Origin of the sequence: Lelliottia sp. RWM.1, from assembly GCF_016859735.1 — a bacterium.
Classification (GTDB): Bacteria; Pseudomonadota; Gammaproteobacteria; order Enterobacterales; family Enterobacteriaceae; genus Enterobacter.
This window is the reverse complement of the sequence record NZ_WLVC01000069.1, coordinates 1-12,691: the sequence shown is the minus strand read 5'-3', so window position 1 is coordinate 12,691 and position 12,691 is coordinate 1. Positions and strand designations below refer to the sequence as shown.

Genomic DNA, 12,691 nt, shown 5'->3' with positions numbered 1-12,691 from the left:
TACTGACTGGCGAATATCTTTGGCCCAAGGAACCGAAAGCTTAGGGTGTCATTTCGCCCTCAGCCGGAACCGACCCCTTAAAACAGTAGAGGGCGAGCGGCTCATTTCACTGGCGGTTAAATTCGAAACGTGGCTGGGTCAGTTGCTTGATGGAGGTCATGCTCAGAGTCCTGATGACATTATTCAGGACGACCATGCTGAGCAGCTATGGATGTGGCGCGAGGGTGAGAGAGTTTTACTTCCGGGGAAAACAACGGGCTACAGCATGCGTATTCCGGATAATCTGGCTGAAGAAATACGCACTATGGCCAGGGTGCATAAACGCAGCCTGAATGATGAAATGCTGACAAGGTTGATGAATACGCTGGGTTATTTCACTGAGCGGATACTGGACCAGAACGAGGATGGTCAGGCACTGAAAGTGCTGTGTATGGAGTTTGAGATTTTCTTAAAAGAGAAAATAACCCAGGCTGAAAAAGACGAGCTGCCGTGGGAGAAAAGCAGCCCGCAGTGATCGACTGTGGCCGGGGAGGTCCGGCCAGAACCTGTGTATTCAGTCCATCAGGAAGTGTTGTCTTTCAGCGTTATCTTCAGCAACATTAATGGCGCTGATATTATTATTAATCAGGTCATCAAGTGCCACGCCTGCTTGAGGGCCTTTGAGCGTGACATATATTTCCGAAACCAGCGCGGTTAAAATCATCATTCCTTCCCGAGAGCCTGAGACTTTCTTAATCAGGTCACGTCTGAATCCATCCAGGTCGAAAGTGGAGCCCTCTTCCTTTGATTTGTAGACCATCAGGCCAAGCCTGACCAGCTCATTCACAATAGACGAGTAATTCATGTCTGACGTGGTGGCACCCTTTTGTATCTCTATTTCAAGAATATCCTGTATTTCTCTGTCTATTTTATCTTTGAAGTAGATGTTCTTACGCGGCATGATATTTTCCTGTCGTTTTCATACAGTGCCGGATGCAGCACTGTCAGATGCAATTTTCTCGGTAATCTTATATTTTTCAACTGAGCCACACCGTGTAAACACAGAGAAAAGGTGTGTTAATCCGGCACTATCAGGTGTGCTATTCCGGCACTGTGATGTGTGTGGATGCAGCACTATGAGGTGTGTGCATCCGGCACCGTCTGTTTTTAAATTACTCTAATTATTCAGTACACACAATCCCCACACCTTGCAGTGCTGCATCCGGCACTGCAAGGTGTGTTAATCCAGCACTGCAATGTGTGGGGATTAACACACCTTTCTCCATCATACCTGAAAATCCCGGAATAATTTTTCATTTAACCACTGATTTAAAAGGTAAAATCTGCAAGACGAAGTCTTGCGTGGGGTGTGATGTTTTAAGTGGTGAGTAAAGAGCGGCTCTGAAATACCTGCGCCTGGTCTGACTTGTTTATTTCGGCCTGACTGTAAACGCATGATTTAAAGCGCTTCCGCGCGTTTGTAGGGAATTAACTTGATTTGGATGATCTGGCGGGGTATTTTTTATGCGCCCTCTCAGTGAGGCTTATATCTCCCTAAAAGGCAGAATAATGAAAATAACTGTATTCCCTGCTGCGCTCCTGGTGCTTTCATTTTCAGCCGGAGCCGCTCCACAGATGTGCTTTGACCAGGCCGGGCACGATTACCGTATTGATCCCCTCCTGCTCATGTCAATTTCAATTAAGGAAAGCAAACTCAAAGCAGCGGCGATCAATGGTTCGAATCGCGACGGAACGGAAGATGTCTGCGGAATGCAGGTGAACAGCTCGCATTATGGCAAGCTTAAAAACTTTAATATTACGCGCGAACGTCTGCTGAAAGATCCGTGTATTTGTGTTTATACCGGCGCATGGGTGCTGGCGCACAACTTCAGGTCATACGGGAAAAACTGGGACAGCGTGGGGATATATAATACCGGACCGAGCAAAAAGCTCATCACCCGGCGCAAGGCCTATGCGGAAGATATTAAGAATATATATCGCGTGTTGCTGGCCAGAAAAACGCTTCTCGCGCAACGATCCCCCCAGAACGGAGAAAATGATCGAACCGGACCGGCATCAGAAACCGCCGCGATGAATTCTGTGCAATAAAAAGCCGCTCATCAGAGCGGCTTAATTTCAGGCTTTCAGTTTTGCGAATTCTTCGGCCATTTTCCACAATGCCTGGTTTAATTTAATATCCCCGTCGATTCCTGTGACTTCGCGTGTTCGGGTGCGCTGGCCTTTTGCCGTTCTGCCGCTAATCCCGCCTTTGATAACATTCTCCTGAATACGGTTAAAGGTGGTCCATAAATCCGGGCTTTTATCTTCCCAGCGGCGGGACTGTAATACCTGGTCGGGGGTCACTGGTGGTTTTTTCCCGTCATATTTAAAATCCAGGGCAACCGTACTCAACAAACGTTGTTCAGGCTCACTCAGCTGAATGCCTTTCATCATGTCGATATTTTCCGTTACCGCATCAAATGTTTTCAGTACGGTATAAGCGCCCTCGATGACCTGTTCCACAATATCCCCTTTGTGAGGCACGCTGATTTCACCGAAATTTTTCCAGGCGACCAGACCATTAGTACAAATCTGGCGGAACATGCCCGGGATCATTTTATAACTGCTTGAACCGTCGTGACTGTTCAGCAGAATAATTTCCGGCACTTCTTTTCCGTCAAGTTGATCGTGACGACGCAAACGCAGCATATGTTTCGTAAAGTCGCGTTTTTCAATATCACGGGTACGGGACTGGGTTGCATAATAGGGCTGGAAACCTTCGTCGCGTAAACGATCCAGGAGCACAATGGTCGGAATATAGGTATAACGCTCTGAGCGTGAATCGTGTTTATCTTCAGAAAACGCGCTCGGGACAATGCGTTGTAATTCATCGTTTGTCAGCGGGCGATTCTGGCGAATAGAGGTCGGGACACGATAACGGCTTGCAAAACTGACCATAATATTTACTCCTGAGAAAAGTTAATTAAAGCGGTAATGACACGGAAATAATGTTCTGACGGCACACCGGCAGCGACCGGATAACCGTTTAAAAGCCACACCGAAAAATAATCCGGGGCGTCTTCATACATAAAACTCAGCTCCACGCTTTCAGCGGGGACGTTAAAAATGGCGGGCTGTGGCTCCCCTTTCGCGGCGTTAACCACCCAGGAAAACAAATCGGCAGCCTGCTCATACGTCAGACCCATGACCGGGTTTTCCCCTATCTTCCTGGAAGATTCGTGAGCGGCGGTTCTGACGTTGACGTTTCGTGTGTGCATCCTGGTTTTCTCCTGTGGTGATGGGTGTCCATCTCCCTGGTGAGTTCTTTCGCGGCAAAGGGCAAAGGAGCGACGGCGAAGGGAGGAAGGAAAGGGGCGCAGACAACAGTTTTTGCGGTCTTTCGCAAAAAGTTTTGGCGGCGTGTATTTCACCCCTTGGATGACGACCCGACGGTGCTACGACAAGCCCTCCGCGTAAGGACACACGGGGGATGGCCTCACCGGACGGACAGGATGCACACACCCGACACGGCGGAACGGCGTGGCGGCCTTAAAGCGACGGCTTCTCCGTCGCGGTCAGGGCGGCGTGACCGGTACGGTCGCAGCAAGCCAGGGTTTGACCTCAGCCATCAGACCCTAGCGAAGCCCGAACCCCGAAGGGATTCGGCGGAGACTGGCCGGTGCGAAGCAGCTGCCTGGCGGAGTGGGGCTCGACGACTGAACCGCAACGCGGGTCAGGAGCCGAAGGGGGCCATCGCCCTGCCCGTTTTTCGGGTTATGGTCAGCACCAGGATATCGACAGGAATGACAATCAGCAGGACAGGAGATAACACCGTCAGGAAGACGATAATGAAGCGACTCAGACGGAGTACGGGAAAAAGGATATGCACGACAGCGGGGAAAAGCGGGCGCGCCGGAGGCGCTTTCGCCCTCCCCGTTCCCCGGAGGGGATAGCGGTTTTTGCGGTTGCCCCGATGACCGGCACCGGGGCGCACCCTCTGGATCAGAGAGGTTCTTCCCCTTCACCGCCATTTTCCTGCTCATAGTGCATGATGGCCGTTCCCAGCATGGCGTTAAACCAGTCAATTGCCGCCCCCTGCGGATCACACTGTTCACAGAGATGCAGCAGGTTGGCCAGAAAATCCGTAATGACGGTTTCCACGGTTTCGCTTTCCCTGTTCAGGCCGGTTTTACGGGCAAATGACCAGAGTGCCTCTGCCGCCAGCGCGGCGTGATCGTCGGTGCTGCGGATGTTAACCGGCGCGGGCTGGCCGCTCAGGTGTCCGGCCATCACTTCCAGCACGGTCGCCGGAACCGCGTTCTGTGTATTACCTGTCATCGTTGTCTCCTCGCGGCAGGTCGGCCCTGCCGCATTATCGGTCAGGCGGCCACGGTGGCCATAAAGTTTCGCATCGCTTCAAAACGCTTTCGGAACGCCATTCTTTCCGGCCAGTCACTGAAGTAATGAACGGGCGTATAGCGCACGCGGCTGACCTGGAGGGTGATCGTATTACCGGTCACCACTTTCGCCGGAATGCCCAGCAGCGCCAGCTGGATAAACGCCATATCAGACACCATCGGATCGATATCGGTACAGGTGGCGTAGAGCTGTTCTGACGGGTTCAGCCCCTTCTCAGCCATCCAGTAAGCAAAAGCGATCACCATTCCGGCGCTGCCGCAGGCTGGCTCATCGAGCGTCATCCACCCCTCACGCTTAATTGTCTCCACCGCACCTGGCATGAGTAATCCGGCCATCAGGCGGGAGATGCTGGACGGTGAAAAATACTGCCCCATCTCGTCCGCGCCCAGATCCTGCTCCATATACAGGGTGCCGAGAAAATCATGAAATTCACCCGCCAGCCCCTCAACCAACAGGCTGAAAAGCTGTTTCATGGCGTCAATATCGTCAGGTTTATACCGGCCATAAATGCGACGGCTGTTTTCGATATTTTCCGGCGAACGGATACGCGCCATATCCAGATCGCTGGCGGCAAGCGTAATAAAATCGCGGAAAACTTCGGAACGGCGCATATACGGCGCGGTATGCCGGAACACGCTGGCGAACTGCTTACGCGCCTCAGCGGCGGTCAGCATCTGTACAGGCGATGACGGCGCAGGTTGCGGGTCGGGCAGATCAGACAGGAACAGGGATTCTAAACTCAGTTGTGACATCGTATTTCCTTACCGGCCGCCCGTGGGCGGCCGTCTCCTGTTATGCCAGTCCAAGTGCCGGATAGACGCTGATACCAAGGCCGCAGTCAGCGTCAGCGGCGTAGCCCGTCCGGGCATTTACCACGGACAAAAACTGCTGCCACTGCGAGAAGAGCAGCGCGGGCACACGCGCACGTTTTCCGGCACGCAGGGCATTTACAAATGCCTCCGCCTGTTCTACAGTTTGCGGGTCAAATTTCACGATCAATCTCCTTACTTTGGTTGTGATTGCCGGTTCACCGTTGCTGCGGCTATCCGGCGTTGAGAAAGCGGGGGCAACCCCGCTTTTTTAATGCGTGTTATTCAGGTTTTTATCCAGACAGAAACGTGTGATCACCTCCCCGATCAGTTCCCTGTGTGTCAGGGTGTGCAGGTCGTGGCACTCAAAGAAACGGCCTTCAAAACGCGCAAAAATCGCCGTCACATCCCCGCCCGTAAACTCCATTGATTTAAACGACTCCCCGCCATACCCACGGCACCAGTCCATAGGGGGCAAAACTTCCAGCTGATCGACATAACGGGCTTGTGTAATTGCCACCCAAGGACGCCGGTAACTGGTGTTCTGCACTTCCAGCGCCGCCGCCTGAGTTACCAGGCAACGCACGGGGGCCATTGGTGATGTGTTCTTTGCTGTCTTTGTCGACATGTTTTGTTCCTCTTATCCGAATATTCCCCGACATTCATGAATGCCGGGCGTATTCAATTTTCAAACTTCAGTGGAGCCAATCCAGTTACCATTCAGGTAAACATCAGCGCCCCCGGTGGCCGCATGTGGCTGAACAGAACTCAAACTCTCATGCGTCCATCCCCCATGCGGTGCATCAACATTCAGCAGTGTATTTCCAGCAAGATCGCGGACTTCCAGCGAGGCCAGCTCGAGTCCGTCGAGAATATTGGTTTCTCCTGATCGCTGGTCAGTGATGTACGTGATCATCATTTCTCCTTTGTAATTTCTCTGGCCGGAAACCGTCTTAAATCGCGATGCCTGAGCGTTCAATCAGGCGCACAAACTGTTTGAAGTGATCCGCTTCCACGACGTGGATATGGCGGAACTGTTTATCCACGCCGCTGCTGAGGGCGTAGAAATACTGGCCTTTCATTTTCTCAGGGCAGCTTCTGCGCATTTTTTTCAGCGCCGCGAGGGTGCGGAACTCCATAACATCTGCCTCATCCGTTGAGTTTTTTTCGTTCTCAGCGACGAGAAGGGTGTATGACTGAGGTTTGCCACCCATCTTCCTGGAAGATTCTTGAGCGGCGGTTTTGACGTTGACGTTTTGTGTGTGCATCCTGGTTTTCTCCTGTGGGGATGGTTGTCCATCTCCCTGGTGAGTTCTCTCGCGGCAAAGGGCAAAGGAGCGACGGCGAAGGGAGGAAGGAAAGGGGCGCAGACAAAAGTTTTTGCCTGCAAAAAGTTTTGGCGGAGTGCATTTCACCCCTTGGATGACGACCCGACGGTGCTATGACAAGCCCTGCGCGGGAGGACGCACGGGGGATGGCCTCACCGCATGAACAGGATGCACACACCCGACACGGCGGAACGGCGTGGCGGCCTTAAAGCGACGGTCTCACCGTCGCGGTCGGGGCGGCGTGACCGGCACGGTCGCAGCAAGCCAGAGGTTGACCTCAGCCATCAGACCCTAGCGAAGCCCGAACCCCGAAGGGATTCGGCGGAGACTGGCGGGTGCACAGCAGCTGCCTGGCGGAGTGGGGCTCGACGACTGAGCCGCTTCGCGGGTCAGGAGCCGAAGGGGGCCATGTCCGGGGAAGTGATGCTGTTTTGATGTATGCTGAATCCGGGCAAAAAACACACAGCGAGGTTCAGCCTCATGTCAGATATCCACAGCGAAGACGACACCGACGACATTATTTACGATGAAGTCTGCCGGATCATCGGTCAGTGTTGCCTTATGCTGGCCAGCAAAGGCGCAGAAACCCACCGCGCCAGACTGACCTACCAGCTAAAACGGCTTCACTGGACCATCATGGAGCAGACCGATTTTTCTCACACAGGAATACTGCTGGCCATCGAGCTACTGTCGCCACCCGATGAATAAGTGAAGCGCTGAGGAATACGGAGGGGGGAGACAGGCGGAAGCGCCGGAGGCGCTGCCGTCCTTCCCCCGTTCCCCGGAGGGGAACAGCCCTTCCAGGTTGTTCATGCGTGCGGTCGCGCCGGGAAGGAAAAAGGGGCTACCGGCGAACCGGTAACCCCTTCATAAAGGCGCTTCAGGGCAGGAATCAACATCATCAGCCCCTGAATGGCGGGGGTTTCCCCCCGCCGGGGTTGGCTACTTAGCGGATTCGTAGGCCATGAAAGCCGCCACCTCCCTGTCTGAGTCTCTGTAACGAATTTCGCAGAGCGATTTTCGTGTCAGCCAGGTGAATATCAGTAGTGTGAGACACACTATTAATACGCACCAGATAAGGGAACTTCGTGGCAATTTCATAGCCTTCTTCTCCTTGCCTTGCGGCGGCTAAGAGGCTATTCTGTTGGTGTCGAATCAAGCAGATGGCCTCGTGTGGTTGGTTAATGTAAATTAACTTCCTACGGGGCTTTCTTCTTTCTGCCTCACAACACGATAACAAACCACCCGAACATCATGAGGCAAAAAGCCTCAAGCGCCATCGCCATTATATCGTGCTGTGCATCATCTGCCCAGGAATAACCGTCTGAAAGCTGTATAAATCCTCACCTTTTTTAGTCATCACTTTGGCTTTCCGGTCCCTGCGCCCAGTCCTGAATCTGCTCCTCGAGCGCCTTAATGTGCTCATCAACGCTTTCTGCCAGACGATCACTTTCTGTCTCGAGCCAGCCGCTCATGCCATCCCATTCGCAGGACATCTCTTTCAGCCTGGCGGATATCGTTTTCAGCCGGTTGCGCTGGCTGCGGGCGACCTTCAGCTCCGTTTTATACGGGTTATTTCTCATGCCGGTGTCCTCCGCAGGATCAGCTTGTTCGGCACCTGCCAGCGCTCCGCCTTGCGAACAGGCTCGGGCGTTTCCCGGACGATGAACGGGATTTCATACATCACGGCATACAGCGGATCGCCACTCAGGCGCAGCCATTCCAGCGTGTTCAGCGACGCGAACCGTGTCTGCCATCGCCAGAACATTCCCGCCAGCTCTCCCGCGTCAAACTCGTCGCTCCACCGGGTGTACCAGGTGCAGACCGATTCCGGAGACTGAAAATTGAGGTCAACTTCAGCCTGTGCAAGCAGGTTCTGGCGCAACTTCCAGCGCTGTTCAACCTCGCGGGACTCCTGGCGAATCTGTCGTGTGGTGCGGATTTCCGCCCTGTGCAGCCGTCGGTTCGTGCGGGTGTGCATGACGTCGGGGAACAGTTCGGCCTGAACATCCAGCGTCAGCGGCAGCGGGCAGGCTTCACCGCCCGTCGCGATCATGACATCGAGCGCCGCCTCCACCTGCTTCAGGTTTGAATGCCGGTTTTTCGGGACCCAGTTCAGACCGGGGATCTGACGTGCCACCGTGGCATTGAGGCGACCGCTGCCCGTGAGCACGCGCAGGAAGGTGCGCACGTAGGGCATGGCGGGCAGTCGTGCGCCGCGTTCGCGGGAGGATTCGACCAGACTGATGGCCTGAATCGCGGCCTGACGGGCAGGCTTCAGGGAAACGAGGGCGTGTGAGGACGGGATCATGCTGTCACCTCCCCGCTCATCAGTTTCGCCACGGTACGGGCGGTGCAGTTAAAGCGGCGCATACCTGCCATCTGCGCGATCAACTGGCTGACCTGTTCAGGCTGGAGCGTGTCATTCTGGTAAAGAGTACGCACCACCTCGCCACCGGATGAGAGCAGGACCAGAAGCCAGTACGGCGACAGCTCGCCAGGACTGCATACGCACAGATGCCAGTCATCACAGCCGTCCGCACTGAACCGGCACTGTACGGGGAAAAAGCCACCGAACTCGCTGCGGTACTCGGCGCAGACGCGCCAGCCCTCGGGGGTTGTCAGCAGGCCGGTCACGGCATCGCTGAGGGCGCGACGTGCATCCTCGCCCTGCTGGCGAATGAACTCCATATCGGAGGCGGTCAGGGTATTGATTCGGGTCAGGTCATATTTCATCGTCATGTCTGTACCCGCCGCCCGAAGGCGGCGGCCTCCGGTTTACGCAGCGTGGTCAGTGGTGTCAGCAAGGGTTTCAGTGCTCTCTTCAGCCTGAGCGGCTGGCGCAGGGCGCACCATCCAGTCAGGGAGCCAGCCCACGGCATTGAGATCCTGTTCGGCGGCTTTCGCCGCATCCCGACGTTTAAGTTTCACGACCTCACCCGCCTTGTCGGTCAGTCCGGCGCTCTCATAGGCTTTGCCAATCTGGGCAATTTTGAGTTTGCCGAAATAGTTCTCCGCGTCAGGCTGCCACCACTTGCGCAGATCGAAGTCCAGCGCGGCTTCCAGTCCGTCAAGTGAACTGACCTTAGTGTGGTTATACAGACGCTCCTGAATACCATCGATACCGTGCGCCGCGCAGAATCCCAGCAGGGTGTTAACCTGCTCCGCAGACCATGACAGCAGCCAGGTAAATCCGAGATGCCAGTGTTCAGGCAGCGTCGCCTGAAGCGCCTTTTTCTGCGCGTTCAGCGCCGTCAGGGCTTTTCCTTCCTCACCGGACGGAGCCAGCGAGGCGAGGTGATACTGGTTTGAAGATACAGAGGCTTTCAGGGGTTCACTGCGCTGACCGTGGCGACGGTCAAACAGGCCGAGACACAGCGTCCACGTCAGGAGTGCGACCGATACATCGGGGCGTCCAGCCAGTTCGGCCTGAACAGCCAGCGTGCGCTCGGCTGACATGGCTTTGACCAGCGTCGCGGGATACGCATCGGCTGGAATATCCGGCGTGGTGTACGTCATCACATTATCGCGGCGCTCCTGAAGGGCTTTTTCTTCCTCCTGACGCTCCTCATCCGTCACTTTGTGAATACCCGCCTGAACCTTAAAGTTCCCGCCATCCCATGACACCCAGACGCCGTGTGCGGCGCGGAATTCCGGTGTGGCTTCGCGGTACGTCGCCTCACAGACAATGTCGTCAATTTCCTGCTGGAGAGCATATTCGTCATCGTGGCTGTCGGTGGCTTCCATTTTTTCTTCCAGCTCGCTGACGCGCTGTTTTTCTTCTTCAGTCAGGACGGCGTCTGGCATGGCAAAGCGGTACTGTTCACGGTCGGTCACGTTGTCGCCCAGCTCGCTCATGCGAAACTCTGACCAGCCCCAGCCCTGCTCCTGCTGAATACGCGCCGCAAGAACCGTGAGTTTTCCTGACAGCAGGGATTTCACCTGTGCCGCGTCGGCAAAGGTGCTGTCCCTGTCGCTGAACAGATCGGCGGTCAGCGTCCCGCCAGCGGCGATATACGCCTCCTCGCCCACAAATTCAAACATCGGGTGGCTGACCGCCATCTTGTCATTCGTGACCATTTTGCGCAGGGTCTGCACGGCAGGGTCACGCCACTGTTCCACGGCTTCTTTCCAGACCTGCTCCTGACGCTCATGCGTGTCGGCAAGGGTCAGCGCTTCGCACTGCTCGAGGGAGATTTCATCCCGCGCCAGCGTATCCAGCAGGGAGGGGGCAAGGTTTGCCAGCTTCAGGCAGCGCTGAACGTGGCGCGGGGCATACCCCAGCAGGGCGCTGATCTGCGAGACGGTTTTGCCCTCCTGCTCCAGCGTTCTGAAACCGACAATCTGCTCGGCAGGGTGCATATTTTTACGCTGACCGTTTTCGGTCATGGAGGCCACCACCGCCAGTTCCAGCGGGATCACCTTCACCGGAACAAATGGCGTGTCCGCATCGGTAATCCCTTTTTTGACCAGAATGCCCGTTGCCCTGCGACGCCCTTCCCCGCCGACCACACCGACTGAGCCGTCAGGCAGTTCAACGCCAATCAGGTTCTGGAGAATCCCCACGGCCTCAATACTGTCAGCGAGTTCCTCCACTTCCTTGTCCGTGTGGGGAATACGGCGCACGTTCAGATCCGTGCGGGACAGGCGTGAATACGGCATCAGTTGAACGGGGGTCGCTATCAGCAACTGTAACAGCGTCTGGCTGGCAGTCTGTGCGGCGTCAGGCGCAGCTTTTTTGCTGCGGGTGGCTTTTGCGGTTTTGTTTGCCGTAGAATGGGTGGTGACCATGATTTTTACCTCTCAGTTTAAGTGATGGTTCGCCGTGACCGGAGGGCTATCCGGTCACGGCACTCAGAATTAATCGGTGATGCGTTTCGGGTGCGCGACCAGCGCACCAAATGAAGGACAGGCATCGAGGACCTTCATCATCGCGCGGGCACTTTCCAGCATCGCGGAATCAAACGCGGTGGCACGGTTTTCACAGACCGCGATCGTTGCCAGCACCCCTGCCTTAATGTCAGAAAAGCGTTCGTGCGTTCGGGTACTGAACAGGACACGTTTATCCCCTTCCATAACCTGCCAGTTCGTGCAGTCGTTAAAGCGTGTGTCTACGTTGTCGAATTCCACCACATGCGTGTCGGTGGCCTGAATGCGCAGCAGTGCAACCATGTCACGGCTCGCGCCTACCTTTTTCGGTGATGTTGCGGCTTTCAGAACCTGCATTTCTGTCTCCTTTTGTTGCTGTATCGGTTACGGTGCTTTACTGCCGCACATCCTGAAGATTGCTGTCCAGATCGGACAAAAATCCCGATTCAAACGACCATGCGCGCCAGTTCAGTTGTCCGTGGGTACGGATTTCGACCTGAACATCGCCATATCGGGACACCTCTGAGACGGTGACAGTGACCCCGTCTTTCAGGTCAGCGACCTGCGCCACGCGCTCCCGCGCAATGGACCCCAGATCCTGCCCTCCCCCTATCTTCCTGGAAGATTCTGGAGCGGCGGTTCTGACGTTGACGTTTCGTGTGTGCATCCTGGTTTTCTCCTGTGGGGATGGTTGTCCATCTCCCTGGTGAGTTCTCTCGCGGCAAAGGGCAAAGGAGCAACGGCGAAGGGAGGAAGGAAAGGGGCGCAGACAAAAGTTTTTGCCCGCAAAAAGTTTTGGCGGCGTTCATTACACCCCTTGGATGACGACCCGACGGTGCTACGACCAGCCCTGCGCGGGAGGACGCACGGGGGATGGCCTCACCGCATGAACAGGATGCACACACCCGACACGGCGGAACGGCGTGGCGGCCTTAAAGCGACGGCGTCACCGTCGCGGTCAGGGCGGCGTGACCGGAACGGTCGCAGCAAGCCAGGGGTTGACCTCAGCCATCAGACCCTAGCGACAGCCCGAAACCCGAAGGGGTTCGGCGGAGACTGGCGGCGGCGCAGCAGCTGCCTGGCGGAGTGGGGCTCGACGACTGAACCGCAGCGCGGGTCAGGAGCCGAAGGGGGCCATCGCCCCTGGGGTAGATTTGATACAACTGAGAAATTTTGCTGTGCGGAATATTTTTGTTGATCGGTTATCAGTCCCACGCCCACGCCCACGCCCACGCCCACGCCCACGCCCACGCCCACGCCCACGCCCACGCCCACGCCCACGCCCAC

21 protein-coding genes and 1 pseudogene are annotated in these 12,691 nt (G+C 55.7%); 3 read left to right on the top strand and 19 right to left on the bottom strand.

Annotation, left to right across the window (positions count from 1 at the left end; translation table 11 throughout):
• Positions 1-514: Arc family DNA-binding protein (locus GF617_RS25340; RefSeq protein ID WP_203452716.1), on the top strand; the 514-nt coding region annotated here is incomplete at its 5' end.
• 39 nt (positions 515-553) lie between these two features.
• Here GF617_RS25340 and GF617_RS25335 read toward each other — a convergent pair.
• Positions 554-940, bottom strand: a complete 387-nt coding sequence (locus GF617_RS25335; RefSeq protein ID WP_203452715.1) for a relaxosome protein TraM — start codon at positions 938-940, stop codon at positions 554-556.
• A gap of 608 nt (positions 941-1,548) precedes the next feature.
• Between GF617_RS25335 and GF617_RS25330 the strand changes: the two genes are divergently transcribed.
• Entirely contained in the window at positions 1,549-2,088 is a 540-nt protein-coding gene (locus tag GF617_RS25330) for a lytic transglycosylase domain-containing protein (RefSeq protein WP_203452714.1), read from the top strand.
• Positions 2,089-2,115: 27 nt separating this feature from the next.
• Here GF617_RS25330 and GF617_RS25325 read toward each other — a convergent pair whose 3' ends face one another.
• From GF617_RS25325 to GF617_RS25285, 9 genes are all read right to left on the bottom strand, one after another.
• Positions 2,116-2,937: a DUF932 domain-containing protein gene (locus GF617_RS25325; protein ID WP_203452713.1), complete on the bottom strand. Its 822-nt coding sequence runs from the start codon at positions 2,935-2,937 to the stop codon at positions 2,116-2,118.
• A 5-nt stretch (positions 2,938-2,942) separates the two neighbouring features.
• Positions 2,943-3,257, bottom strand: a complete 315-nt coding sequence (locus tag GF617_RS25320; protein WP_203452712.1) for a hypothetical protein — start codon at positions 3,255-3,257, stop codon at positions 2,943-2,945.
• A 455-nt stretch (positions 3,258-3,712) separates the two neighbouring features.
• Complete coding sequence (locus tag GF617_RS25315; protein WP_203452711.1) at positions 3,713-3,973, bottom strand: hypothetical protein; 261 nt, start codon at positions 3,971-3,973, stop codon at positions 3,713-3,715.
• Positions 3,974-3,981: 8 nt separating this feature from the next.
• On the bottom strand, positions 3,982-4,317 hold the full coding sequence (locus GF617_RS25310; protein ID WP_203452710.1) for a hypothetical protein: 336 nt from the start codon (positions 4,315-4,317) through the stop codon (positions 3,982-3,984).
• 41 nt (positions 4,318-4,358) lie between these two features.
• Entirely contained in the window at positions 4,359-5,150 is a 792-nt protein-coding gene (locus tag GF617_RS25305; RefSeq protein WP_203452709.1) for an N-6 DNA methylase, read from the bottom strand.
• 40 nt (positions 5,151-5,190) lie between these two features.
• Positions 5,191-5,391: a hypothetical protein gene (locus GF617_RS25300; RefSeq protein ID WP_203452708.1), complete on the bottom strand. Its 201-nt coding sequence runs from the start codon at positions 5,389-5,391 to the stop codon at positions 5,191-5,193.
• An 87-nt stretch (positions 5,392-5,478) separates the two neighbouring features.
• Positions 5,479-5,835, bottom strand: coding sequence for a DUF1419 domain-containing protein (locus tag GF617_RS25295; RefSeq protein WP_203452707.1), 357 nt, complete (start codon positions 5,833-5,835; stop codon positions 5,479-5,481).
• A gap of 60 nt (positions 5,836-5,895) precedes the next feature.
• Positions 5,896-6,123, bottom strand: a complete 228-nt coding sequence (locus GF617_RS25290) for a hypothetical protein (protein ID WP_239006632.1) — start codon at positions 6,121-6,123, stop codon at positions 5,896-5,898.
• Between the two features lie 37 nt (positions 6,124-6,160).
• On the bottom strand, positions 6,161-6,475 hold the full coding sequence (locus GF617_RS25285; RefSeq protein WP_203452705.1) for a hypothetical protein: 315 nt from the start codon (positions 6,473-6,475) through the stop codon (positions 6,161-6,163).
• 540 nt (positions 6,476-7,015) lie between these two features.
• Between GF617_RS25285 and GF617_RS25280 the strand changes: the two genes are divergently transcribed.
• Positions 7,016-7,243, top strand: a complete 228-nt coding sequence (locus GF617_RS25280; protein ID WP_223297205.1) for a DUF2767 family protein — start codon at positions 7,016-7,018, stop codon at positions 7,241-7,243.
• A 234-nt stretch (positions 7,244-7,477) separates the two neighbouring features.
• On the opposite strand, the gene GF617_RS27320 is transcribed toward GF617_RS25280, so the two are convergent.
• The 9 genes and pseudogenes from GF617_RS27320 to GF617_RS25240 form a co-directional block, all read right to left on the bottom strand.
• A complete protein-coding gene (locus GF617_RS27320) occupies positions 7,478-7,597 on the bottom strand; it encodes a type I toxin-antitoxin system Hok family toxin (protein ID WP_309228367.1) in 120 nt (39 codons plus the stop codon).
• Positions 7,545-7,694 (bottom strand): annotated as a pseudogene (locus GF617_RS27315) (DUF5431 family protein); the annotation flags it as partial. The pseudogene GF617_RS27315 and the gene GF617_RS27320, both read right to left, overlap by 53 nt.
• 193 nt (positions 7,695-7,887) lie before the next feature.
• Complete coding sequence (locus GF617_RS25270; protein ID WP_203452702.1) at positions 7,888-8,118, bottom strand: hypothetical protein; 231 nt, start codon at positions 8,116-8,118, stop codon at positions 7,888-7,890.
• A complete protein-coding gene (locus GF617_RS25265) occupies positions 8,115-8,846 on the bottom strand; it encodes a plasmid SOS inhibition protein A (protein WP_203452701.1) in 732 nt (243 codons plus the stop codon). The genes GF617_RS25270 and GF617_RS25265 overlap by 4 nt, the downstream gene beginning before the upstream one ends.
• On the bottom strand, positions 8,843-9,277 hold the full coding sequence (gene psiB, locus GF617_RS25260; protein WP_203452700.1) for a conjugation system SOS inhibitor PsiB: 435 nt from the start codon (positions 9,275-9,277) through the stop codon (positions 8,843-8,845). The genes GF617_RS25265 and psiB overlap by 4 nt, the downstream gene beginning before the upstream one ends.
• A 36-nt stretch (positions 9,278-9,313) precedes the next feature.
• The gene (locus tag GF617_RS25255) at positions 9,314-11,326 is read right to left on the bottom strand and encodes a ParB/RepB/Spo0J family partition protein (protein ID WP_203452699.1); all 2,013 of its coding nucleotides are present in this window, start codon (positions 11,324-11,326) and stop codon (positions 9,314-9,316) included.
• Between the two features lie 69 nt (positions 11,327-11,395).
• The gene (locus GF617_RS25250; RefSeq protein WP_041689785.1) at positions 11,396-11,761 is read right to left on the bottom strand and encodes a hypothetical protein; all 366 of its coding nucleotides are present in this window, start codon (positions 11,759-11,761) and stop codon (positions 11,396-11,398) included.
• A gap of 37 nt (positions 11,762-11,798) precedes the next feature.
• Positions 11,799-12,071 (bottom strand): hypothetical protein, encoded by a 273-nt coding sequence (locus GF617_RS25245; protein WP_203452698.1) that lies wholly within the window; start codon positions 12,069-12,071, stop codon positions 11,799-11,801.
• A 344-nt stretch (positions 12,072-12,415) separates the two neighbouring features.
• Positions 12,416-12,691: hypothetical protein (locus GF617_RS25240; protein ID WP_203452697.1), on the bottom strand; the 276-nt coding region annotated here is incomplete at its 5' end.

What these genes read in the sequence shown, in the direction of transcription:
- GF617_RS25320 (WP_203452712.1), bottom strand. Translation starts at nt 3,257, where the DNA reads ATGCACACACGAAACGTCAACGTCAGAACCGCCGCTCACGAATCTTCC.
- GF617_RS25285 (WP_203452705.1), bottom strand. Translation starts at nt 6,475, where the DNA reads ATGCACACACAAAACGTCAACGTCAAAACCGCCGCTCAAGAATCTTCC.
- GF617_RS25290 (WP_239006632.1), bottom strand. Translation starts at nt 6,123, where the DNA reads ATGATCACGTACATCACTGACCAGCGATCAGGAGAAACCAATATTCTC.
- GF617_RS25325 (WP_203452713.1), bottom strand. Translation starts at nt 2,937, where the DNA reads ATGGTCAGTTTTGCAAGCCGTTATCGTGTCCCGACCTCTATTCGCCAG.
- GF617_RS25250 (WP_041689785.1), bottom strand. Translation starts at nt 11,761, where the DNA reads ATGCAGGTTCTGAAAGCCGCAACATCACCGAAAAAGGTAGGCGCGAGC.
- GF617_RS25295 (WP_203452707.1), bottom strand. Translation starts at nt 5,835, where the DNA reads ATGTCGACAAAGACAGCAAAGAACACATCACCAATGGCCCCCGTGCGT.
- GF617_RS25280 (WP_223297205.1), top strand. Translation starts at nt 7,016, where the DNA reads ATGTCAGATATCCACAGCGAAGACGACACCGACGACATTATTTACGAT.
- GF617_RS25255 (WP_203452699.1), bottom strand. Translation starts at nt 11,326, where the DNA reads ATGGTCACCACCCATTCTACGGCAAACAAAACCGCAAAAGCCACCCGC.
- GF617_RS25265 (WP_203452701.1), bottom strand. Translation starts at nt 8,846, where the DNA reads ATGATCCCGTCCTCACACGCCCTCGTTTCCCTGAAGCCTGCCCGTCAG.
- GF617_RS25245 (WP_203452698.1), bottom strand. Translation starts at nt 12,071, where the DNA reads ATGCACACACGAAACGTCAACGTCAGAACCGCCGCTCCAGAATCTTCC.
- GF617_RS25270 (WP_203452702.1), bottom strand. Translation starts at nt 8,118, where the DNA reads ATGAGAAATAACCCGTATAAAACGGAGCTGAAGGTCGCCCGCAGCCAG.
- GF617_RS25330 (WP_203452714.1), top strand. Translation starts at nt 1,549, where the DNA reads ATGAAAATAACTGTATTCCCTGCTGCGCTCCTGGTGCTTTCATTTTCA.
- GF617_RS25310 (WP_203452710.1), bottom strand. Translation starts at nt 4,317, where the DNA reads ATGACAGGTAATACACAGAACGCGGTTCCGGCGACCGTGCTGGAAGTG.
- GF617_RS25305 (WP_203452709.1), bottom strand. Translation starts at nt 5,150, where the DNA reads ATGTCACAACTGAGTTTAGAATCCCTGTTCCTGTCTGATCTGCCCGAC.
- GF617_RS25335 (WP_203452715.1), bottom strand. Translation starts at nt 940, where the DNA reads ATGCCGCGTAAGAACATCTACTTCAAAGATAAAATAGACAGAGAAATA.
- psiB (WP_203452700.1), bottom strand. Translation starts at nt 9,277, where the DNA reads ATGACGATGAAATATGACCTGACCCGAATCAATACCCTGACCGCCTCC.